This is a genomic window from Paenibacillus sp. GCM10028914 (genome assembly GCF_042666275.1).
GTDB lineage: Bacteria > Bacillota > Bacilli > Paenibacillales > Paenibacillaceae > Paenibacillus_AQ.
In genome coordinates, this window is the sequence record NZ_JBHTFO010000012.1 from 13,494 (window position 1) to 37,016 (window position 23,523).

General features: G+C 41.3%; 20 protein-coding genes. 5 read left to right on the forward strand and 15 right to left on the reverse strand.

Annotated elements, in window-relative coordinates:
* Positions 1-22 precede the first annotated feature (22 nt).
* The 7 genes from ACFQV5_RS10395 to ACFQV5_RS10425 form a co-directional block, all read right to left on the reverse strand.
* Positions 23-799, reverse strand: coding sequence for an ABC transporter ATP-binding protein (locus ACFQV5_RS10395; protein WP_379246384.1), 777 nt, complete (start codon positions 797-799; stop codon positions 23-25).
* Positions 800-1,003: 204 nt separating this feature from the next.
* On the reverse strand, positions 1,004-1,897 hold the full coding sequence (locus ACFQV5_RS10400; RefSeq protein WP_379246386.1) for a carbohydrate ABC transporter permease: 894 nt from the start codon (positions 1,895-1,897) through the stop codon (positions 1,004-1,006).
* A gap of 15 nt (positions 1,898-1,912) precedes the next feature.
* Entirely contained in the window at positions 1,913-2,833 is a 921-nt protein-coding gene (locus tag ACFQV5_RS10405; protein WP_379246388.1) for an ABC transporter permease, read from the reverse strand.
* A 126-nt stretch (positions 2,834-2,959) separates the two neighbouring features.
* Positions 2,960-4,591, reverse strand: a complete 1,632-nt coding sequence (locus ACFQV5_RS10410) for a type 2 periplasmic-binding domain-containing protein (RefSeq protein ID WP_379246390.1) — start codon at positions 4,589-4,591, stop codon at positions 2,960-2,962.
* A gap of 188 nt (positions 4,592-4,779) precedes the next feature.
* The gene (locus ACFQV5_RS10415; protein ID WP_379246392.1) at positions 4,780-7,074 is read right to left on the reverse strand and encodes a helix-turn-helix domain-containing protein; all 2,295 of its coding nucleotides are present in this window, start codon (positions 7,072-7,074) and stop codon (positions 4,780-4,782) included.
* A gap of 75 nt (positions 7,075-7,149) precedes the next feature.
* Complete coding sequence (locus ACFQV5_RS10420) at positions 7,150-10,806, reverse strand: hypothetical protein (protein ID WP_379246394.1); 3,657 nt, start codon at positions 10,804-10,806, stop codon at positions 7,150-7,152.
* Between the two features lie 221 nt (positions 10,807-11,027).
* Positions 11,028-12,446: a sulfatase family protein gene (locus ACFQV5_RS10425; protein ID WP_379246396.1), complete on the reverse strand. Its 1,419-nt coding sequence runs from the start codon at positions 12,444-12,446 to the stop codon at positions 11,028-11,030.
* Positions 12,447-12,512: 66 nt separating this feature from the next.
* Between ACFQV5_RS10425 and ACFQV5_RS10430 the strand changes: the two genes are divergently transcribed.
* Positions 12,513-14,579, forward strand: a complete 2,067-nt coding sequence (locus ACFQV5_RS10430) for a beta-galactosidase (RefSeq protein ID WP_379246989.1) — start codon at positions 12,513-12,515, stop codon at positions 14,577-14,579.
* Between the two features lie 117 nt (positions 14,580-14,696).
* Here ACFQV5_RS10430 and ACFQV5_RS10435 read toward each other — a convergent pair whose 3' ends face one another.
* Positions 14,697-15,038: a DUF952 domain-containing protein gene (locus ACFQV5_RS10435; RefSeq protein ID WP_379246398.1), complete on the reverse strand. Its 342-nt coding sequence runs from the start codon at positions 15,036-15,038 to the stop codon at positions 14,697-14,699.
* 36 nt (positions 15,039-15,074) lie between these two features.
* Complete coding sequence (locus ACFQV5_RS10440) at positions 15,075-15,968, reverse strand: LysR family transcriptional regulator (RefSeq protein WP_379246400.1); 894 nt, start codon at positions 15,966-15,968, stop codon at positions 15,075-15,077.
* A gap of 123 nt (positions 15,969-16,091) precedes the next feature.
* Here ACFQV5_RS10440 and ACFQV5_RS10445 point away from each other — a divergent pair, with 123 nt between their 5' ends.
* A complete protein-coding gene (locus tag ACFQV5_RS10445) occupies positions 16,092-17,165 on the forward strand; it encodes a branched-chain amino acid aminotransferase (protein ID WP_379246402.1) in 1,074 nt (357 codons plus the stop codon).
* 44 nt (positions 17,166-17,209) lie between these two features.
* On the opposite strand, the gene ACFQV5_RS10450 is transcribed toward ACFQV5_RS10445, so the two are convergent.
* Entirely contained in the window at positions 17,210-18,532 is a 1,323-nt protein-coding gene (locus tag ACFQV5_RS10450) for an ATP-binding protein (protein ID WP_379246404.1), read from the reverse strand.
* Between the two features lie 472 nt (positions 18,533-19,004).
* Between ACFQV5_RS10450 and ACFQV5_RS10455 the strand changes: the two genes are divergently transcribed.
* Entirely contained in the window at positions 19,005-19,574 is a 570-nt protein-coding gene (locus ACFQV5_RS10455) for a thymidine kinase (RefSeq protein ID WP_379246406.1), read from the forward strand.
* Positions 19,575-19,610: 36 nt separating this feature from the next.
* The gene (locus ACFQV5_RS10460) at positions 19,611-19,823 is read left to right on the forward strand and encodes a hypothetical protein (protein WP_379246408.1); all 213 of its coding nucleotides are present in this window, start codon (positions 19,611-19,613) and stop codon (positions 19,821-19,823) included.
* A 71-nt stretch (positions 19,824-19,894) separates the two neighbouring features.
* Here ACFQV5_RS10460 and ACFQV5_RS10465 read toward each other — a convergent pair whose 3' ends face one another.
* Complete coding sequence (locus tag ACFQV5_RS10465; RefSeq protein ID WP_379246410.1) at positions 19,895-20,761, reverse strand: YitT family protein; 867 nt, start codon at positions 20,759-20,761, stop codon at positions 19,895-19,897.
* A 333-nt stretch (positions 20,762-21,094) separates the two neighbouring features.
* On the opposite strand from ACFQV5_RS10465, the gene ACFQV5_RS10470 reads away from it, so the two are divergent.
* On the forward strand, positions 21,095-21,703 hold the full coding sequence (locus tag ACFQV5_RS10470) for a TVP38/TMEM64 family protein (RefSeq protein WP_379246412.1): 609 nt from the start codon (positions 21,095-21,097) through the stop codon (positions 21,701-21,703).
* A gap of 90 nt (positions 21,704-21,793) precedes the next feature.
* On the opposite strand, the gene ACFQV5_RS10475 is transcribed toward ACFQV5_RS10470, so the two are convergent.
* The 4 genes from ACFQV5_RS10475 to ACFQV5_RS10490 all read right to left on the reverse strand — a co-directional run bounded on the left by ACFQV5_RS10475 (position 21,794) and on the right by ACFQV5_RS10490 (position 23,522).
* Entirely contained in the window at positions 21,794-22,303 is a 510-nt protein-coding gene (locus ACFQV5_RS10475; RefSeq protein ID WP_379246414.1) for a hypothetical protein, read from the reverse strand.
* Positions 22,304-22,376: 73 nt separating this feature from the next.
* Positions 22,377-22,769, reverse strand: coding sequence for a monovalent cation/H(+) antiporter subunit G (gene mnhG / locus ACFQV5_RS10480; protein ID WP_379246416.1), 393 nt, complete (start codon positions 22,767-22,769; stop codon positions 22,377-22,379).
* Positions 22,762-23,046: a Na(+)/H(+) antiporter subunit F1 gene (locus ACFQV5_RS10485; RefSeq protein ID WP_379246418.1), complete on the reverse strand. Its 285-nt coding sequence runs from the start codon at positions 23,044-23,046 to the stop codon at positions 22,762-22,764. Before ACFQV5_RS10485 ends, mnhG begins: the two co-directional genes overlap by 8 nt.
* The gene (locus ACFQV5_RS10490) at positions 23,046-23,522 is read right to left on the reverse strand and encodes a Na+/H+ antiporter subunit E (protein ID WP_379246420.1); all 477 of its coding nucleotides are present in this window, start codon (positions 23,520-23,522) and stop codon (positions 23,046-23,048) included. The genes ACFQV5_RS10485 and ACFQV5_RS10490 overlap by 1 nt, the downstream gene beginning before the upstream one ends.
* Position 23,523 lies beyond the last annotated feature (1 nt).

Consider the following 23,523-nt stretch of genomic DNA (forward strand, 5'->3'; position numbering starts at 1 on the left):
AAAGATTCTTTCTACAACCCACTTATATTCCGGCGCCATGATCAATTTCCGGCCCCTCTACTTTCTCAAATTCATCCAAAACCTTACGCCGAAAATCCTGAAAAGGTTGCGATGTTCTCTTTCTAGGAAAGGACAGTTCAATCGGCAATACAGTTCGAATATGGCCTGGTCTCGGATTCATAATCACAACCCTTTGACCTAAGAAGACCGCTTCATCCAAATCATGCGTTACAAACATCATCGTCGTTCGATTTTGCTGCCAAATATCAAGCAGTACTTCCTGCATATGGGAACGTGTAAATGCATCAAGCGCGCCAAATGGTTCATCTAACAGCAGCACCTCAGGATTACGAAGAAGCGCTCGTGCGATAGCAACGCGCTGTGCCATACCGCCGGACAACTCCCGGGGAAACGATTTTTCAAATCCCTTTAGCCTTACAAGTCCAATCAAATCATTCACTTTTTGCCTGATGTATGGATCTTTAAGAGATAAATTTCCGGCAATATTGTTCTCTACCGTCATCCAAGGAAAAAGCCGCGGCTCTTGAAAGATAAAACCTTTCTCGATACCCGGTCCTTCAATCGGCTTGTCATTAAGCAGAACCTTGCCCGTATAATCCGTATCCAATCCCGCAATAATCTTGAGCAAGGTACTCTTCCCGCAGCCACTCGGTCCAATAATCGTAACGAACTCACCTTTCTGAACAGAAAGCTCAATGTTATGAAGAGCTTGAACCGTTCCTGTCGGCGCTGCAAATGTCTTATGCAATTGCTCGATGACTAGTGTATCTAATGCCATGAAATTCACCCCTCTATATTTGATAATTCACACCTGTTTACTCAGGATTATTCACAAAAAAAACTGGAGACTTAGCGCACCATAGTACTGCAGTTATCCCAGTACCGCGCTATAATCTCCAGTTGTCTGGTCGATTGATTTAATTAATCGTCATTTTAGCAACTACTTTTATCATTGTCAAACAATTTTTTCTGAAATATTTGCTTATCCCTTTACCGAACCGATCATCACTCCCTTAATAAAAAATCTTTGAAGGAATGGATATAGAATGAGCATCGGAACGGAGGACACAATAATTACCCCATATTTAATCTGCTCAGCAGCCTTTTGCCGCTGCATTGCTTCAACTGCATCCTCACTGAGTAAATCCTGTGCCTGATTTTGGACTAGAATATCTCGCAAGATTAACTGCAGTGGATGCATTTCTGCATCTCTTAGATAGATTAAAGCCGAAAAATAACTATTCCATTCTTGAACTGCGCTAAACAATGCGATAACCGCAATGATCGGCAGAGATAAAGGCAATACTATTTTCGTAAAAAACCGGATATTGCTGCATCCATCAATGGCTGACGCCTCCAGCAGTTCATCCGGAATGGTCTGTTGAAAAAAGGTTTTAACTATAATCAAGTTATACGCACTGACGGCGCCTGGTATGATCATCGCCCACACGGTATTTATCATGTCTAAATCACGCACGATTAAGTAGGTTGGAATCAATCCACCACCGAAAAACATGGTGAAAATAATCATCATCATGAAGAAATTTCGACCCACAAGATCCTTGCGAGAAAGAGCATAGCCTGCTGTAATCGTTAACGAGGTCCGGATAATCATGCTAAGAAGGGCATAAATAATTGAGTTTTTATAACCTGCCCATATTCGACTGTTTGAGAAAATTTCTTTATATCCGTTCAGAGTAATATCTTTAGGCCATAGAAATGTTTGTCCGGTATTTACAGCATCGGGATCACTAAACGATGCGATGAGCATGAAATACAGAGGATAGACTACGATAAGGGAAACAACAATAAAAAACAATGTGTTTAACAGATCAAATATTTTATCATTTCTGCTTCGATTACGAATATTGTCCATGTATATAAGGCCTCCTCACCACAAACTGGTCTGTTTCATTCGCTTCGCTAACGTATTCATGGTGATCAGAACGATAAAGTTTACAACATTATTGAAAAGCCCGATAGCCGCAGAATAACTGAACTGTGCCCCTACGATTCCAACCTTATAAACATAGGTTTGGATGATCTCCGAAGAGCCCGCATTCATAGCATTTTGCATTAAATATGCTTTTTCAAAGCCTACAGACATGAAAGATCCCATGTTCAAAATAAGTAGAATCATAACCGTCGGCATAATTCCAGGCAGATCTATATTGCGAATACGCTGTATTTTACTCGCTCCATCCACGATGGCAGCTTCGTGTAGTTCGGGATTAATCGACGTTAATGCCGCCAAATAGATAATCGTGCCCCAGCCTGCATTCTGCCATACATTGGACCATACAAATAGGGATTTGAACCATCCCGGTTCCGCCATGAAGTTCACGGGATCAATACCAAAAGCTCCAAGCCCTATATTGAAGAGGCCACTCCGTGGATTTAAGAACAAATACATCATACCTACAAGTACAACCATGGAAATGAAGTGAGGTGCGTAAACGATCGTCTGCACTGTTCGCTTCATTTTACTGCTTATCAGCTGATTCATAAGCAGTGCCAGTATGATCGGAATTGGAAAAAGAACGAGCTCATAAAGTGAAATAACTAATGTATTCTGAAGTGTCGGCCAAAATTGTGCAGAATTAAAAAAGCGTAAGAAATGATCAAATCCACTCCAATCACTTCCCCAGATTCCTTTGCCTGGTGAATAGTTCTTAAACGCAATCTGCAAACCATACATCGGTCCGTATTGAAAGATTATGAAATATACGAGCGTTGGTAGTAGTAGCAAATACAACTGATAGTTTTGGAATACTTTCATCCATATACTTCGCCGAAGTACTTGTCTTGCCATCGATGGCAACCCCCTTCAGAGGAATATAATTTGAAGCTCAGATGGTTAATTAAGAAGTAAAGAGGCCGCATAACCTTCATTGCGGCCTCTTTAGCGATTTCAAATCCCGTTTATGTTTATGCTCGGTTATTTGGCTTCGCTTGAAGAAATATAGCTGTCGTAGTTACGCTGCATCATCGCTGTATAATCTTCAAGTCCGTACTTCTTAAGTTGTTCAACCATCTTCTTCCACTCTCCTTCTGGATCATTTCCGGTTACAATTTTGGCAATAGCCTGATCCAGATACGCATTTTCAGCCATTACGTCAATCCCCCATTGTTTAGCTAGTTCAGCGTCTTCAAGTGAGATCATTAAGTTCCTTGGGAAGATTTCTGAATCGGTGAATGGTTTAAGTAGCTGCACATATTCCATCTTTCGATCAGCTGGTGCATCCGGACTTGGAACAGCCGTTGCGAATGTCTCCGCCAGTACGGCCCCAGGAGCTTGTGCCCCTGCACTTTCAGAGTAACGGAATCCCGGATCATCACTCGGAACTAAAGTATATCCACCATCCACTTTTTCGAGATTGATTCCAAACGGTCCGTATGTAGCTTCGAGTGATGTATTCGTTTCATACAATTCATCAAACCATTTCATTGTAATCTCAGGATGTTTATTCTCCTTCGTGATCGAGAACCCATGTGGATTGTTGTTCGGATCCTGCCTGTTCCAACCCGTATCACCACTCGGTCCTTTTAATGGAGGTACGATGACATAATCATCACGTGTTTCAGGTGGAAGTGCGCTTGCATTCCAGAAGAAAAATGCTCCCACGCTGGAAGGTTTACTGTTCAATTTTGCAGCATAAACCGAAGCATCATGAGTAAAAATCTCTTGATCGATCAAGCCTTCCTTATAAAGCTTGTTTATGTACGTTAAGAAGTCACGGTTTTCTTCCAAAAGAGGTGCAAACGTAATTTTCCCATTCTCAACATAGAAGTTGGCGGCATTACCACTAGGCCATGATTTTCCAAAGGCAGCTGCTAAAGAAAGAGGGCCTTGAATTGCGTTTTTCATATTAACAACACTAAACGGTATTTCATCAGCTGCTCCGTTGCCGTTCGGATCACCTGTTTTAAACGCTTTCAATACCGCATAAAATTCATCAGTCGTTGTTGGCATATCTAATCCAAGTTTATCTAACCATTTTTGATTGATAAACATCGCATCTGGAATCGTATTCTCCATCGTTTCGGAAATCATAGGTATCGTATAAATATGACCATCTGGTGCCGTTACATAACCCTTATATTCAGGCCGCTTCTCAAACAGCTTGACGATATTTGGAGTCAATTCTTCATTAATCATGTCATCCAGAGGTACAATTTGTCCGTCTGATCCATATCGAACAATATCGGATGTAGACATCAAGTAGGGGCCAAAGAAGACATCCGGCAGATCATCGCTTGCGAACAACAGATTCATCTGTTCCTGACCATCTGCTGTACTAGCCAGATTCCACTTTACATTTACACCTGTTTTTTCAGCCATGTTCTTAAAGAACTGCATTTCACTATAATCTTTTTTCACCTGTGGATGCTTTACCGTAAACATCGTCAAGTCCACGGGTTGTTCTAATGGAAATACAATTTCCTTCGTTTCTTGAGCCGCTTCATTCTTTACAGGTTCTTTCTCTCCTTTATTTGTACTGCATCCTGTAAGTGCTGTAGAAACTGCAAGCAACGATGTAAACAACAAGAGCCCCCATTTTTTTGTCATCTTAATATCAACTCTCCCCTTCATTCAAAATAATGCATACCTGCTGGATGAGCTGAACGATACACACTCGCTCACAAGGCTATGCTTGTGTTTACCTTAACAACCGTGTCCTCTATCTCACAATCAGCGAAATGGAGATAGCGTATGTCGAACCGGGAATAGCCGTCATTACAAGAAGTTTCTGCTCTTTAGGTTTTCATTTGGCTTAGTTCATGTTCATTTCGCATATTGTCACATTCTCTTATGGCATTCAGTTTTCTGTAGTCACCAGGGGTAGTATGAGTGTGTTGTTTGAATTTACGTATAAAGCTGGATACATCTGTATATCCAATGAGACTAACGATATCTTGCAAAGAGGATTTTGTTGTAATTAAGAGGTGTTTGGCACGAATAATACGTTGTTCATTCACATATTCCGATATGGTCATATTCGACTTCTCCTTGAACACCCTTCGAATGTGGGAAGCGGACCAGGATAAAGATTCCGCCATGTTCTGAACGGAGAAATGATAATCAAAGCCATTTTGCTCAATATAGTGAAGCATCGCCTGGTAAAGTTCATCCTCTGTAGAGTGATCGTTATGATTCATCTGTGTAACTGCAAATGAGCACACTTCTAGAACAATAGAGGCCAGTTCATCAAAACTCTCCATCCGAGTCAAAGTCATCACATCAGGAAACGGTTCATACTGAAATTTGTTTCCGTATAACTCCTGCATTGTCTTCCAGACAGACTGCACGACATCAAAGCACAAATAGGTGGCCATAAACATGGTTGTGCTATTATCGCGGATTTTATCAATAAGTAGATCTGCATTCTTCAGAATTTCTTCGGTTTCATTTTTGTGGATCGCACGGATCAAATGTGTAAGCTCATGATCCGGATACCAGAATCGGTCGTTTTGTTCAGCCGACGTTTCCCGAAAGAATATGACCTTGTTTTTACCTTTTATGATGGAATACTGCAGTGACGTGGATGCTTCAATAAATGACTTGTACAGACGACCGACATCCGATGATGGATTGCCAACGCCCAAGGTGAGAGACATGGACGTTTGTTCGGTAAATCGCTCGTGGAGCTGCTGCCAATCTTGCTCAGACCAAGGTTCGTTCTCGTCTATGGAAATGATGCAAGCTGTCCTGCCATCCTCAATGAGATCAACCAGATAAACCTCTATCCCCTCTCTAAATAAGGCATGCCAGATCTTATAGAAATTGTGTTTATCCTCATCCACTCCAGATAAACGATCACCAAATTGTAAAATAGCCACCTGATAAGTGGATTGGTTTAGCGTAAGGCCAACTCCTTGTCCATCCTCATTGAAATGCTCCTTGTTATTGAACTGTCCTTTTAATAAGCGGTTTAACAAATGCTCACGGAGAGCGGGCGTTGTAAATTCCACCTGTTCATTCAGACGTTCTTGAATGGATTCAGCATGCTCCATTATTTTTCTTATACTCTCAAATCCGTGTGCGCCCCGCAGTAAGGATCCCCACTTCGCATCCCCCTGCCGGATCAGTAACCTTAACGGATTATAGTTCATACGCATTCCGGCATAAATTAACAGAACTCCGATAACAACTACCAATATTGCAGCAAATATCGATTTATTCTTAATATCCGTGACAGGCCTCATAAGTTCAAGATCGGGAACGATAGTTACATATGTCCACCCTGTGCCCTGTGACTTCGCATAAGATACATGAAACCATTCCTTCCCTGACTTTACGGCACTGGTACCTTCATCATCCGATAGATCAACCCTCTGAAAAATATCGCGATCCAACTGTTCGAATGGATACAGCGAAGTAAGCACTTGTCCATCTCTATTAATAACAAACGTATTCTTCACTTTTAGTTTCATAGAAGTCTTGAATAAATCCTGATACGAAGATTCATTGACCGAGAATACAGCAGTACCTTTAGGCTTCAAACTATTCACTGGAATAGGAATCATATACACAATTTGATTGGAGACACTATTACCGTCTTTTCGAGTCGCCAGCAATAATTTAGGCTTTTTGAGCAGTTCCATTTCCGTCTTTAATTGTGCTGGTTTCCATTCCTGAAACTGATAGATCTCTTTAAAGAAATCGAAGCCATAGGAGCTTTTATAAGAAAATATGTATTCTCCATCACGAGGATAAAACATCAGCTCTTCTACAAATTTATTGCCTGCAGAAAAATTCAAACGATTCTTGGCAAGGAGAATATCATACGTCGTTTCAGGCAAATTGGAGCTAAACGTTGGATCATTGGAAATGGTACCTGCCATACTCATAATTTCCCGATACTTGGAATCAACGATGTCACGGACCTGGGCCAGCATACTCCGGTTCGCTTCGAAAGATTGCTCTTTCATCAATGAGACAAAATGAGAGTATACCGTAAATCCGATAATCAGTATAGGAATTCCCAGAACAAGTAAATAAGACAGTAAATATTGATAAAACAAAGGGATTTTCCATGATTTTTGTGACATCGTCTCATCCTTTCTTCCTCAAATAGCAGAAAACTATCCCCAATATTATGGAAATAGTCTTCTGCAATATTTGTATTAATACCTAAACAGCTTGTTGATTCCAGAATACAATCCTGGATTCACTTTACCGTCTTGCAATCTTGGCATAACGGATGCTTTCATTTCTTCCTTCCATAATCCCGTTCCACTCAAAGCATCCCATACGCCTTCTTTCAAACCAATTCGCTGCAGCGTGTTCATATCCGCAGATCTTTGATTTAAATAAGTCTTTAAAAATCTCGTGTAAGCAACGCCCGTATACTCTTCGGTCAATAAATTCCAGACATACGCAGCGTCAGATGGGCTCGTGGCAGAAGCAAGCATAACGGGATAGGATGGAGATTCTAACATTGATTGATATTCCTTAGCCGCCGGTCCTTTCGGGAACATCAGGAATACCCACGAATCTTGAGGCATGGCATACTCACCATCCGGTATGATCGATTCGCTTGCATCAACAATGACTGGAATTTTAGAGGGTTTACCAAGATACATACCATCCTGCATTTCAACAGTGGCATCCTGCACTTTATAAGAAACCTTAAGCTGTTCAACCGTTTTGTTATAAGGGCGAACCATGAACAACACATTTCCTTTACTAAACTGTTCAACATACCAATCATCTGACGAACCTTCAGGTTTGATGGCAATTAAGCCGCTTTTCATCCAATCACTATATAACTGTGCGGTTGTAATAAAATTACGTAAGTACTGAGCTAGGTCCTTTCCTTTCCGTATGGTAAGACTTCCAGGTGCAGCTTCATTAGAGTATAGCATCTGACGGAATAATTCATCAGTATCCGCAATCAAATATTTGCCTTCATTCTGCGGGTTATTCTTAAATGTTGCGGCAATTTCTTTGAGTTTGCTAAAGTCCCAGCTGTTCTGCTGCTGCAGATTCATAAGATCATCACTGACACCTATCGAAGTGAGAAGCGTCTTATTAACGAACAGCCCGGTTCCGCCAATCGTCGGGCCAGCATACATGCCATAGATTTTGTCATTCACTGTCGTCATGGATTTGTACGCCTTATTCCATTTTCGTTCATCGAAATTGAATTCGTTAAACATGCTCGCTGGCATAATCATATCTTCTTGTATTAATCCGCTCCACGTCCATTCATCCGGCACGATCAAAATATCCGGAAGTTCCGCGTCCACGTGGCCCGACTTAACTGACCTTACCCGGTTGATGAGCTCTTCCTTCGTCCACTCCATATCGGGAACAAATTGAATATTCACATGGCTTTCCTTCTGAATCCGCTCTATCCGCTTATTCCAGAGATCTAGCTCATAATCCCGTGAGAAATACGTTCCTATATCACCGTTCTTCATTTGCAGCTTCCCATCCGCATCCTTAGTGAACGCAAAATCAATATGTTTGTACTGTTGAGGTATAGGACTGTACGTATCTTTAATCCATCCAATGGTAACCGTCTGCCCGTTCAAATCACGAATCTCACGCGTATTCGCATATTCGGGATCTCCCGTGAGCCTGAAGTCACTCGGGTCTTCTTCCAAGACGTATGACTCTCGATTGCTGTCGCCAAGCTCCCAGAAGTATAAATCCCCCATCCCTCCACCGATGAGCGTCGTAAGTTCATACTGATCATTGCCAAGCGGCTTCAAAGGAACAGAAACAACTTCACCTGTTAAGCGGCTTACTTTCTTGAGTTTATTCGGATCGATCCCTTTGCTTAAATCAAAGGTCAAAGTGATTTCCTGTCTTGTCTCGGAGCTTGATCCCCTTTGAGCTTCTGGCGGCAATCCTTCACCGCTAGTTAGACCATTCAGCAGCATGAAGTATTTCGGCGCTGTTGAGGTGAAATACTGCGTCGTATCGATCCCAGGCAAGGGGTCAAAATATCCGATAAACACATCACCTTGAAGGCCTTCATTCGTTGACCCTGTATTCACCACTTCGATTGTATCGATATAAGCCTGATCTATTGACTTACTCCATTCCGCATTCCCCGCAGGTCTATTGTTCCGAACGGTCTCTCCGTTATCTTTGTGGAACCCGGGTACGATAACGACATCTGTGCTGTTGATGCGGACAAGATGCTCACCTAAATTTTTACTCTGCCTGATCATCTCTTTAAACTGATCGTAGATATGATATTTAACGGGATTCCCGTCCTCGTCGACTCTTGAATCGGTAAACAGATACCCCGGGTTGTCGTCCAGCCAGCGGAAGATACTTAACCATTTGGCTCCAAAAGTCCAGTTCGCGAAGGCCTCAAGATTCATCTGGGATTCTGTCATTTCATACCAGCCGTCACCCCGTTTCTCCGGTGTTGCCGCCCCAGGACCCGTTCTCCAAGCCTGCATGTATTTCCCGAAAGGAATGGGCGAACTACCTGTACCGTCATAACCCTCTGAGGTTACCTTTCTATACCTGTTTAAATCGTCATAGAAAGGTATGACCGTCCCTCCGACTTCCTGGGACTCTCTAGCTTCACGCCAGTAATACATGTCATAGGATAAAAAGTCCGGTTTGGCCGTTCGCATATATTTACGCAGCATTTGCTCATTAAAGGTGGAGATCAAGCTCATTTGCGCAGGCGGGGTATTTCCCACTTGATTATGATGAACAAGGACATCCGGATAATGCTGCTTAGAAACTTCAAACCAGTCTTTAAGAATTTGAATAAGTGTATCTGAGTAATTCTCTTCATCGCCAAAACCAAAGTTCACTAAATTCATAACATTGGCAAGTTGTTCCGATGTCAGAAAGCCATTGTTCACTTGCTCCGGCGTTGGGGAACCCGTTTTGTTCGGATCGTTCGCTGCAATTGTTTCCTGATCGAAATACGAACTAGATAAATGTCTGGCCTCCGGGCCAAATGCCACTCCCCATTTCAAATTGGGAAGCTGCTCGTGCAACACGGAATTGTAGTTTGGCGCATCATTGTACTGGAGGGCAGTCAATCCCATGTCCATTACATCCTCTGCTGAGGGATATTTCATCCATTTTCTCAGTTCCACGGCTTCATCCGTTGCAGTCCATGCCTGGAACTGCAGGCCTTTCTCAATAAACAACTGGCTTCCTCTGGATAATTCAGGTTCAAGAGGCTTCGGGTCTGTCGGTCCTGAGTCTATTAAGACCACATCATCCACGAATGCAGTGCTTCCAGCGCGAGTCGAAAATTCAATATAAGCACTTGTTGCTTGCTCGCTCGTCTCGAAGTCATAATAAAATGTCGACCATTTCCCATTCTTGATCTGTGTATGTTCTATAAAGTTCATTACATTATTCCGGTCAGCTGGATCATTATTCTTATAACCTGATATTTGAAAACCTAAAGTACTCTTCGTATCAGCGACCTTCGCTGCAAAGGTAATTCGGTAGTTGGTATCCGGTTTTAAATCCTTTTTTGAATAGGCAATCTTCTCCGGAAGTGATGCATCCTTACCCAGCTTCAGTGCATAGGCTCCACTGAGTACATCCAAGGAGGATACCATTTCATAATTATTGAGTTTTGAATAAAAATGATCGACCTCCGCCTGATCTACGGTAACGGATTCTTCTCCCGCTTCAAAATCTCCAAATTGAATAAGAGCCTCATTCTGAGGGGTATCCCCTTTGACATATTCCAAAGACGTTCCTAAAGGGATAACCCATTGAAGCATCATAAAGAGAGCTAAATAGAATGAGATCTTCCTTACCCGATTGAACTTAACGATCATCATACACCTCCATTATTATTGTCCATTCCTGGATATTGCCGGCTTAAGTCTCCTCCCCCCCAAATCATCGTAAGCGTTTACAACCATTTCTAAATTAACAATTTCAGTCTCAAATACCAATCAGTCAAATAAACAAATATAAGTGAAATCAATAATCGCATTCAAAAAGGCCGCAATTCTTAGGTCAAGACTTGAGTTGCGGCCCCTTTAATGATCAACTTCAGCTATTTAACCGAACACACATAAGGCTGATCACCCACCTCTTGTTGCAAACGGTCCAGTTCTTGCTTTAAGACATATACAACACGTTCATAATCCGGATCATGATAAACATTAATCATCTCGTATGGATCTTTCTTCAAGTCAAACAGTTCCCATTCCGGCGTCTTGGGTTCATCCGTCGCACCAGCAGAGCCTAACGCATCAGCATAATAGTAGATCAATTTGTATTGATCGGTTCGAACACCGTAATGAGCATACACATTATGCTCAGACATATGCATCCAGTAACGATAGTACATTGAAGTGCGCCAGCCATCCGGCACTCCCCCTTCAAGAATCGGGCGGAAGCTTACACCTTGCATCGAGTCAGGCACAGGTATTCCCGCATAATCAAGGAAAACTGGAGCGAAGTCAACATTAAGCACCATATGTTTACTTACTTGCCCAGCCGGAATTTCACGAGGATAACGAACTACAAAAGGCATTTTCAGCGACTCTTCGTACATAAACCGCTTGTCATACCAGCCGTGATCGCCCAGAAAGAAGCCTTGATCAGATGTGTATATAACCATGGTGTTATCGCTCAATCCCTCTTCATCTAAATAATCGAGCAAACGGCCCACATTATCATCTACAGAGGCAATACATCGCAAGTAATCCTTAATGTATCGTTGGTATTTCCAGCTTTTTAGTGCATCTCCTTCCAAATCCGCAGGAGGATCCATCTTCAAATCCGTCTTCGTCAAGTCGCGGTCAATTCGCATCTCCGCTGCTGCGGCAGCACTTGCACGGTTTGAATAATCATCATGAAATGTTTCCGGCTCTGGAATATCGATATCTTCATACAAATGGGCATGTTTCTTATCCGGAATCCATGGACGATGAGGCGCTTTATGGTGACACATTAAGAAGAAAGGTCTATCCTTATCCCGCTTATCTATCCAATCGATCGACTTATCAGTAATAACGTCGGTGGCGTAGCCTTCTTCTTGAATGGTCTTTCCCATTTCATAAAACTTAGGGTCATTGTAATCCCCTTGCCCTGGCAATACGCTCCAGAAATCAAATCCGGTTGGATCGCTATTTCCGCCGTGCCCTAGATGCCACTTTCCGATCATCGCCGTTTGGTAACCATCCTCATTTAACAGTTTTTGCACTGTCATTTGTCTACCATCCAACCTGTCAGACAACGTCTTGACACCGTTTACATGATTGTATGTACCTGTTAATATGCTCGCACGACTTGGTGTACATATTGAATTTGTACAAAAGCACTGATCAAAACGCACACCCTCGTTGGCAATTCGGTCAATATTCGGTGTTTCGTTAATTTTACTTCCGTAGCAGCTAATCGCGTGGGCAGCATGATCATCACTCATAATAAAAATAATGTTAGGACGTTTCGCAGCATTGTAATCCATCGGAAATTATCCTTTCTGTGTTTGGATTTAAGACTGATGTTTCAATTTGTTATACCCATGTTCAGAATGTTCGCTTTATATATACTCCTTTTTATTATAGTATTCAGTTATGATTTTGACAATGACAAAAGAGGTGTATTCAAATTGTTATATGGGGCATGCTATTATCCAGAACATAGGGATGCAGACCGCTGGGAGGAAGATTTACGTCTAATGAAAGCCGCAAGTATAAACGCTCTTCGTGTAGGTGAGTTTGCCTGGAACAGACTTGAGCCCAAGGATGGAATGTATGATTTTTCATGGCTTGATGCATTCATTCAGCTAGCAGCACAGTACAACATTCATCTCGTTCTATGTCCTCCTATACGTACGATTCCAATGTGGCTAAGTGAACATAACCCTTCTCTATTTATACAAGTTCAGAACGGAACTCGGCTTGAACATGCCAGCAGATATACCTTCTGTATTAATCATCCTACTCTAAGGCAGAAGTCGCTTTCGCTTGCCGCAAAGATGGCCAAGAAGTTTGGCAGTTATCCAGAAGTGATCGGCTGGCATCTGGATAATGAAATTGGTGATGAACCAGACTGCCACTGCAGTCTCTGTCAGGAAAAATGGCAGAATTGGTTAGTCCATCAATATGGTGATATCGCGACACTTAATAAGCTATGGGGGACCGTGTTTTGGTCGATGGAATATGATCATTTCGGGCAAATACCGACTCCACGAGTGACCAAAGCGGATTATAACCCTTCTTTTATTCAAGACTGGCGTAAATTCCGAAGTGCATGCAACATTGAGATTGTAGAGCTTCTTGCAGCAGCGGTACGTCCTCATCTGAGTAATGGATCTTACATAACAACCAATAACCAGATGCCATGGAACAACCGTACTGACAACTACGAAATGGCCAAGTATCTGGATGTCACCGGAACAAATTATTATCCTCCCTATGGAGAACGCGCTCGGGTACTTTCATTCGGACTAGCAGCGAACCGCAGCTTTAAAAATGCTCCTTTTCACGTATATGAGCTGCGTAATGAAGGTCACGCCATTATGGGTGCCATGGGTAATACACCTGCCCCCGGTGAACTCGAACGATTAACCATGCATACGATTGCGAATGGTGCGGATGGCGTATTCTATTTCCCGTGGAAGCGATTCCCTTTCGGCAGTGAGCAGAACCATGGAGCAATAACTGATTTTGACGGACAACCAACTCGAATGTATGAAGAATGTAAAGCAATCGGAAGAAAAATATCAGGCATCGCGCCAATGCTCAGAGACACACATGTCGTCAGTGATATTGCGGTGCTGTATGATTTTCCAAGCCGCTGGCATGTAGAGCATCCATCCCCTTGGACAGGAGACAGCAGCGTTTATCTTAAGCAGATCAATATGCTGTATCATACAGTGCGACTGCTTGGGCATAATTGCGATGCTGTGGGTAGAAAAAGTGATTTTTCATCCTACAAACTGTTACTCGTCCCGATGCTGCCCATTGTGGACGATGAACTGGTGAGCAAGCTCCACATTTTCACAGAACAAGGTGGTATTGTTGTCTTTCACCCCATGAGCGGCATTAAGAATGAACAAGCTTGCTATTTCAAGGAACGTTTACACCCCGGTATGATAGAGCTTTTGGGAGTACGCACTTTGGAGGTAGCTACCACCAGCAAAGATAATGAGGTTCAGTTTCGCTGGCAAGGACGGACTTATAAAGGCGGTATTTTCAGTGAACTAATTCAACCTACTACTGCCCAAACCGAAGGAAGCTTTCAGAATATATGGTATACAGATTACTCTGCGGTTACGAAGCATGAAAAGGGGGACGGACAATGCTGGTTCATTGCCACATTTGCGGAGGATCTGTTCTATAAGGATTTTATCGCTTTCCTTTGCAGTCATATCGGATTATCACCACTATTGAATATGGTGCCTCCTGCCGAAGTGGAAGTAACGATGAGAACGGACAAAAACAGAAGAGAACTCATTTTCCTAATTAATGAATCAGATCATGATATCCGGTTGGATATGAACGGATCTATGGTTGATGTATGGAACCAGGAAAACGTACATAATACGATTACACTTCATCCCTACCAAGTACGTGTACTGAATCAGGAGAAATAGAAAGTATATTTCCATAAATCAAACACAAAAAACTGGAGATCTTAAGTGCGAATAAGACTAGGAATACCTGTCACGCACTTCGATCTCCAGTTGTCTGATGCAATCATTGTAAAAACCTCATCCAAGCACTTCAGCTGGTAATTTAAAGTTCCCTTCTTCATCAGCTGGAAATTCCACAATCTTGATCACAGCATCAATATTTAGCGGTCCATAAATATGGGGAAAGAGCTTCCCTAAATCGTATAAGTCTTCATATACAACATTAGACTCGACTTTATCTTCGTCAATGAGCATCAGAAACAAGTCGGATTTTCCTTTATATATAGAATTCGCTACACCTAACACCTGATCTGTTGTTGAGCAGTGAATGAATCCTTCACTATCCAAACTGGAAGGGGCATATTCTCCATCAAGTAATGTTTGTTTCCACGTCGAATAATTCAAGATATGCAAAATCATCGATTTCCCACCTCAATATAGTATTTAGTATCTCTTCTATTCTTCTTTAAAACTCTGAATGAACCGCTGTGCACTCTTGGATATGTAGTGATCTTTAAGCCATACAATCCCTACTTCGGATTGAAAATCTGCATCTTCAATATCAAGGATCTGAACAAAGTTCGCCGGGTACGATGACATTACCGATCTAGGAAAAATGGTTACTCCAATGCCACTAGCAATTAATGACATGATAATAGATACACTTGAACATTCACATATGATATTCGGTTCAAATCCATGTCGCTTGCACTCATTCATCACCTGTTCGTGCATTCTGGTTGTTTTATCTGTCTTTAAGGTGAGAAATGGAAACGGGGCTAATTCATTCATTTTAACCGTTCTCTTACCTATCTGAGGTATCCATGTACTTGGAATGACGGCTACATATGGATCAGAAGGTAAAGGTAGTACTTCGTAGTGATCTATGTGGGTCACAGCCTCAAACGGAAGTCTAGCAACAACAAGTTCGATAATTCTTTTCTGAAGAAGTTCACCCAAATATACGTGGTCACCCTCCATTATTTTAAAAGTTACTTGAGGATAGTTTGCCCGAAATATTTGTATTCTTTTTGGTAGTAAGGAAATGCAAGATACTACCGATCCAAGGGATAGGACCCCTCGTATCCCTTCTTCTAGCTCCTTAACCTCTCTTACTGTTTCATCAAACTGAGCCAATAGAATTTCTGCTCTCTGTCTAAGAAGTTCTCCTGCGTCCGTCAGCGTTAAACGTTTGGAGGTTCGATCGAACAACCTTACGCCGAGCTCTTCTTCCATCAACTTTAATTGCCGGCTAAGCGGCGGTTGCTCCATATTGAGGATTTTTGCCGCTCTAGTAACCTGACCCTCCCTTGCAATAGCTAGGAAATACTTCATTTGTCGCAAGTCCACATTCCCTACCACCCATCCATACCTAAATGGTATAATTATCAAACAAAAGAGATACTTTAAATATACCTTTTAAAGTGGTAGCATTCAATGTAAGAATAAATCTGTTAGGGAGCGATGGAAACAATGGCTAGAACGATAGAAATTCAAACAACAACAAAGAAAAAGCAAAAACCGCTTCAACATGAGTTAGGCTTCGGTATTCATTTCACAGACCACATGTTCATAATGGACTATAACGATTCTCAAGGTTGGCATGATCCTCGTATCGTACCTTATCAACCGCTTGTACTCGATCCTGCTGCCAAAGTATTTCATTATGGTCAGACTATCTTTGAAGGATTGAAAGCTTATAAAACCGAAGAAGGTAAAGTTCTACTCTTCAGACCAGAAAGAAACTTCCAACGCTTAAATCGTTCAAATGAACGACTTGGTGTGCCGGCAATCGATGAAGAGTTCGCCCTCGAAGCACTAAAAAGAGTAATCGCCATAGATCAAGACTGGATTCCTACAGCGCCAGGAACTTCTTTATACATCCGGCCGTTTGTCATTGCAACTCAACCAGCACTTGGTGTGGATGCTTCGACACAATATAAATTTATAATCATTATGTCACCGGTAGGTAACTACTACGCTGAGGGTGTAAATCCGGTTAAAATATATGTGGAAAATGATTATGTACGTGCGGTTAAAGGCGGAATCGGTGAAGCGAAAACAGCAGGAAACTATGCTGCGAGCTTGAAAGCACAAGAAATCGCAAAAGAAAAAGGCTATTCTCAGGTACTGTGGCTTGATGGGGTCCATCGCAAATATATTGAAGAAGTTGGAAGCATGAACGTCTTTTTCAAGATTAATGGAACCGTGTATACCCCTGCATTGAACGGAAGTATACTAGATGGTATTACTCGCAATTCTATCATTCAACTACTTCGTCATTGGGACATCCCTGTAGAAGAAAGTACAATCGCTATTGAAGATCTGGCTAATGCTGCGAAAAGCGGAGCTCTCGAAGAAGCGTTCGGTACGGGTACGGCTGCAGTTATCTCTCCGATTGGTGAACTCTACTGGAACGAGGAAAAACTGGTTATAGCTGATGGTAAAACTGGTGATATCTCCGGCAAACTTTACGATACACTAACAGGTATTCAACGTGGCACAATTCCAGATCCATTCGGATGGCTGGTTGAAGTTAACATTTAATAATTGAAAAGGTTCCTGGCATGAAAAACGCCAGGAACCTTTTTTTATAAAATTTCCGATTCTTCCGATAACGGTAATCGTACGGTAAATGTAGTTCCTATATTTATTTCACTGCATACATAAATTGATCCCCCATGATCTTCAACGATTTTTTGGCATAATGATAGTCCTAGTCCTGTCCCCTCTTCTTTTGTTGTATAAAAAGGATCGAAAATCTGATCAATGACATCCTTAGCGATTCCTTTACCCGTGTCTTGTACTTGAATAATTGCTGCCATCTTATCGATACGCAACGAGAAATGAACATTACCTGTGGTCTCCATAGCCTGAAAAGCGTTACGAATCAGATTGATCAACACCTGAATAATCTTGTCTCTATCCATAAATACCATAGCTGGGTCTTCTGGAATATCTGTTGTGAATGTATGTCCTCTGGATGCTGCCTCGGATTCACATAAAGAATACACTCTGGTCATACAAAATCGGAGAGAATCCAATTTCATGTTGCTAACATGAGGTTTGGAGAACTGGAGAAACTCTGCAGTTAACTCACCCACCCTCGTAATTTCACCCATGATGACATCATACCAGGGTTCAATATTATAATTTTGAATTTTGGAGAGCTGGACAAACCCCTTAATAGAAGTTAAAGGATTTCGTATTTCATGAGCCATGCCCGCCGCTAATTCGCCTACTGTTTTCATTTTAGCCGAGCGCATAAATTCTTCCTGGCTTTTAAGCCAGCTTTCTCTACGCATTTGAAATATTCGTTCTTCAGCCATACTAATAACTTCTTGGAATGTTGATGCATCTTGAGGGTATCGTGTCACACTGTAGGTAACCTGTATGCCTAACTCATCAAAAGACATTAGATCTTTAACTTTATCCCCCTTAGGAAGAAGAATCGCAAAGCGGTCTCCTGCATACCGAGCGGCTCCAAGCATATTCGGAAAGTCATTCTTGATGGATCGTGAGAAATTGATTAAGATCTCGTTAGCCGAGGTAATATCTTTGGCATTTAAAGATTTGAAGTTGTTAATATCGAGCAGTATAAGTTGAAAGTGCCAGTTCTTTTCTATAAGATTCTGTACTTTTTTCATATAGCCTTCATAATTTAAAAAACCGGTGAGGGGATCGTGATTGATGAGGTAAGCATTCTGTTTGGTTAATGATTTCTTCTCAAATTCAATCCTGATAAAGATATGAAATGTTATACTCACCACAAATGATGCTATGATGTCAAAAAATATTACAAGTATCGTGTAACTATTCAGAGGAGAATATTGCATTCGAATGAACGAATATTGAAAGACTAGAAGTAGCGCAATCGACATCGTTTCTTTAAACTTTTGTTTATGTTGTACCATATTAATGATCAAAATATAATAGAGAAGAATGCACCAATTCAAGCTACTGGCATAATGGAAAGCTCCCAGAAACATAAATTGAAAAGGTAGTATTTGGGGATATACGCGATCCAGAGCCATACTCATTACAAATAAAAATGCTGTCACTAACAAAAGCGCAAAATTCACATGTCTATCTAAACTTAAAGATGAGAAAGTAATGAAAATAGTTATGAACGGAACAAACAGGAGCTTGAAAATTTTAATCGACAAACTCAATCACTCCTATACTTCGCATACATATTTATACAAATAATTCCCTTCCATATGTTATAACATATTAGGTGTTCTGAACAGATAAATTAAGAAAATCATATTCTTACAAAATAAGACGAAGTCTCTACATATTTCATAAGATTTGTTGTTTACACATACAGCCTGATAATGAGAAAATAGGGTCTGGCTTACATGTTTAACGGGAAAGGAAATGAGAATGGCACAGTTATATTTCAAATACGGAGCAATGAACAGCGGGAAATCAATTGAAATCTTGAAAGTTGCACACAACTATGAGGAACAGAATAAGCCGGTTCTAATATTTACTTCAGCTTTAGATCATCGGGATGAAGTCGGCTATGTTTCATCTCGTATAGGTCTGAGAAGACAAGCTATTCCAATCAAAGAAGATACGGATATATTCGGAATCGTTCAGAGACATCAGCCAAAACCTTACTGCATTCTCGTCGATGAATGTCAATTTCTTACCAAGGATAGCATACTCCAGCTTGTCCGAATTGTAGATGAACTAGATGTTCCCGTGATGGGATTCGGACTGAAAAACGATTTTCAGAATCAGCTTTTTGAAGGTAGTCGTTACATGCTTCTCTACGCTGATAAAATCGAGGAAATGAAAACCATTTGTTGGTTTTGTGAACGCAAAGCAACAATGAACCTTCGTTTAAAGGATGGTAAGCCTGTATATAGTGGTGAACAAATCGTAATTGGTGGAAACGATACTTATTTCCCCGTTTGCCGCAAATGCCACACCCATCCCCCACTGTAATTACGATAATACTATCTTGAAGGAGGCTGCGAACTTATGCCCATCGTCAGACCCCTGAATACAGATCAAGATTTTCAGGAAGCAGTGGATCGCAAGTATAAGATCCGGATATTTAAAGACAATCATCTCGTCGATTCCGGAACGATCGTTATTCGCTTTACAAGTGACACGATCGTTACTCAATCAGGTGTCAGCTCGCTCGGTTATCATAAACGTGAAGAATGTGAATTTTTTGAAGTGCGAAAATGAGGCTCTGAAACAAACAACCCTGTTCGGTGGAATAACCACGAACAGGGTTGTTTGTTTCTTATTATATTCTTTTAATGAATATCTTTTTTCACAACACTGCCGCCAAGAACATCTGCAACATTTTGAATAGAAATAAACGCATTCTTATCGATCTCTTGAACGACCGTTTTCAGTTTGGAAACCTCAAGTCTGTTAACTACGCAATAAATCATTTGAGTCTCTTCCTTGGAGTATCCTCCTCTACCATATAACATGGTTGTACTGCGTCCCAAACGATCGTTAATTGCATCAGATATCTCTTCATAATCACTGGATATAATTGTAACAGACTTGGACTCGTCCAAACCTTCTACAACAATATCCATAACCTTCGCTGCTATATAATAGGTGAAAATAGAGAACATTGCTGAGTCAGCTCCGAACACGAAACCAGCCACAATAAAAATAAACACGTTAATGAACATAACAATTTGACCAACCGGGATACGCAGCTTCTTCGAGAGTAGAATGGCTACGATCTCAGTACCGTCAAGCGCTCCGCCGTAGCGGATTACCAGACCAACCCCAAAACCTAATATTAGACCGCCGAATAGAACGGCTAGAATCTTCTCATTAGTAAATGGTTGAACATCGTGAAGCAAAACAGTTGTAACAGATAACACGATAATACCGTACAGAGTCGATAAGGCAAATGTCTTACCTATTTGCTTATAACCAATAAACAGAAACGGAAGGTTAAAGATGAACAGGAATGCGCCGAGTGCAATCGGGGTGATTTTGGATAATACGATAGAAATACCGGTTATCCCACCATCAATAATGGTGTTAGGGACAAGGAATATTTCCAGGGCAACTGCCATCAGGACAGCTCCAAGGGTGATGAAAATAAAACGTTTGATGATTTCGCCTACAGATAGTTTTCGATGCTTTTTGGTCATACTTTGAACTCCTTCAGTGTAGAATATCACCGCTAACGCGATAAATGTCGAAATATTTATTAAATAATAATATAGGAATTCTTAGTATTGTTCAAATCCTGCTAACTAATTAATTGAATTTATAGCCATAATAATATAATCATCACTTACATATTTATTCACCTAACAATGAGTTAAAGGTTTCATTAGGTTTAGTTGGATGCAGTACTATCGATTGTTGTGCTATAATAAAATTCGTTGAATTTTTAAAATATAATGACATGTGTTAATCACAGTAACAATAGATAGCGTTACGCAATTACCAGGTTATCATGGGGAGAGATCGTATACATCATGTTGGATTGGATTGAACAAGCATTCACCTTTATGAAAAATATCGATATGAATCAAGTTGAAACTTGGCTTCAGAATTACTCTAGACTAGGTCCCCTGCCAGGCATATTGCTTACTTTTATTGAAGCATTTCTTCCTATTTTACCGCTCATTGTCATCGTGATGGGAAATGCAGCTGCTTATGGATTGTGGTGGGGATTTTTATTCTCATGGATCGGTGTTTGCATAGGATCTATAACTGTGTTCTGGATAGCGCGTAAGCTTGGGGGCAGGCTTGGCATGTACATACAAAAACGAATGCCTGGTACACAGCGTTTTTTTCATTGGATCGAGGAAAAAGGCTTCACACCGATATTCATTCTTTACTGTTTCCCCTTTACGCCTTCCGCACTCATCAATGTGGCATCTGGGATTAGTAAAGTCTCCTTGTCAACGTTCACCATTGCCGTTATGGCAGGAAAATCAGTTATGATCTTTATCATCGCTTTTATCGGTCATGACTGGCAAGGATTTATTCACGAACCATGGAAGCTTCTAATTGCTTTAGGTGTGTTGTGGCTGCTCTGGTTGGCTGGTAAAAAACTAGAAAACCGTTATCATCATGCCTAAATACGCCGGATAAACAAACAAGCTGATTTCTGCATCACACAGAAATCAGCTTGTTTAATTATATCGTTATAACTTTTAAGGTAAATGCAATTATATGAACTGCACAAACTCCTCAGGACAAGTGTGAATATACTGAGCTATCCTTTGATGAATGACTTTATCACATTGTAAGAAACGTTCATAGAATGCACGAAATGAATTCAACAATTCTGGATCATCATCCATTGCTGTACGGGAAACATTAAAGCCTTCGAGACTGCTCGGGTACCCGTTAGTCTTCAGAAAGCCTTCTATGCTCTCCAACAGCAAGGAGGCATCTTCGCTCCCGAAATAACGGAAGCTTGCTTTTAGAGCCATCCATTTCGGCGGTTGAGCCCAAAAATAAGCGCTCCACCAATACAGTTCTTCCGGTGAATGATTCACATGATCATAGTACACACGGTACATAAACAATAACTGCTGCCCCTTTGTCATCCCCTCGTAGAAACGACTTTCTTCTTCACCACGCATTCGCACTTCCTTAAAAGCTTGAATTAATGGATCAAAGCACACATTCTCGAGGGAAAGCCCTCCAAGCAAATTGAATTCATTACGATTCATGCACACTCTTAGCAATAGATCAGCTCCTTTAGAGTGATTATCACTTTACAATAGATCAGTGTCAATACATCTACTAGTCGAGTCCTTGGTTTTTTTCTTTTCCCAACTTGCTATCCTTATATTCCTTCTCCAGTGCAGGACGAAGATCATCACTCGTGCTATTGTTCCATAACGGAACCCCTGAGCGATATGCAGCTCTTCCATTGAGATGCCCCGCTACAGGAGCCGTTATAAACACAAAGATGATGCCAAGTAACAGTTTGGCACTGATATGATCTACATAGAACATAAAGTACAGAAAAGCCCCTGTTAGAATGAGTAGAACACCAAGTGTTGAACTTTTAGTAGCAGCATGTGATCGTAAATAGACATCAGGCAAACGAATTAAGCCAAATGTACTGACCGCACTAATCAGAGCACCAAACAAAACGATTAACCCGATCAATAATTCTCCGATTTCACTCATCGTTACTCCGTTCAATGACATCACCCCTCTCTATATATCTTGCCAAGGCTGTAGTGCCTATAAAAGTCAAAATACCGATCAATAAGATGATGTCTAAATACGCTTCCGTCCTAAACAACATCGACAGCACGGCGATCATGGACAACAATAAAATCCCGATCGTATCGAGTGACATAATCCGGTCATTCATGGAAGGCCCTTTAATTAAGCGGAATAGCGAACCAAGCATAGCCAGTGACAAAATGGCAAGCGCTGCAACAAGCATCGTGTTCAACATTACCTGGTCACCTCCAAAATCGCTTTTTCAAAGGTGTTCTTAATTTGCTGAACAACTTCACCCTTATCCTCAATATCCATCGCATGAATGTATAGCTTCCGCTTATCATGAGAGACTTCCATTGTCAGTGTCCCAGGTGTCAAACATATAAGACATGATAAGACGGTAATCTCCCAGTCTGATTTCAGCTCTGTCTCATACTCGAATATACCCGGCCGAATGTTCAGTTTAGGTCTTAAAACTTGGCCAAGAACGGTAAAACTTGATTTAAACAGCTCTTTCAGAAACAACATGAGCAGAGCTATAACCGCCCAAAGCTTCCGCAAATAAAAATCATGCGGCCAGAAGCGACTCAAGAGCCCAATGAGAACTACACCGATTAAGTATCCCAGAATGAATCTTTGCGGAGACCAATCCGAGTAAAGAAACATCCAGACAAAGGCAATGATTAGATTTAATAAGATTTGATGGCCCATC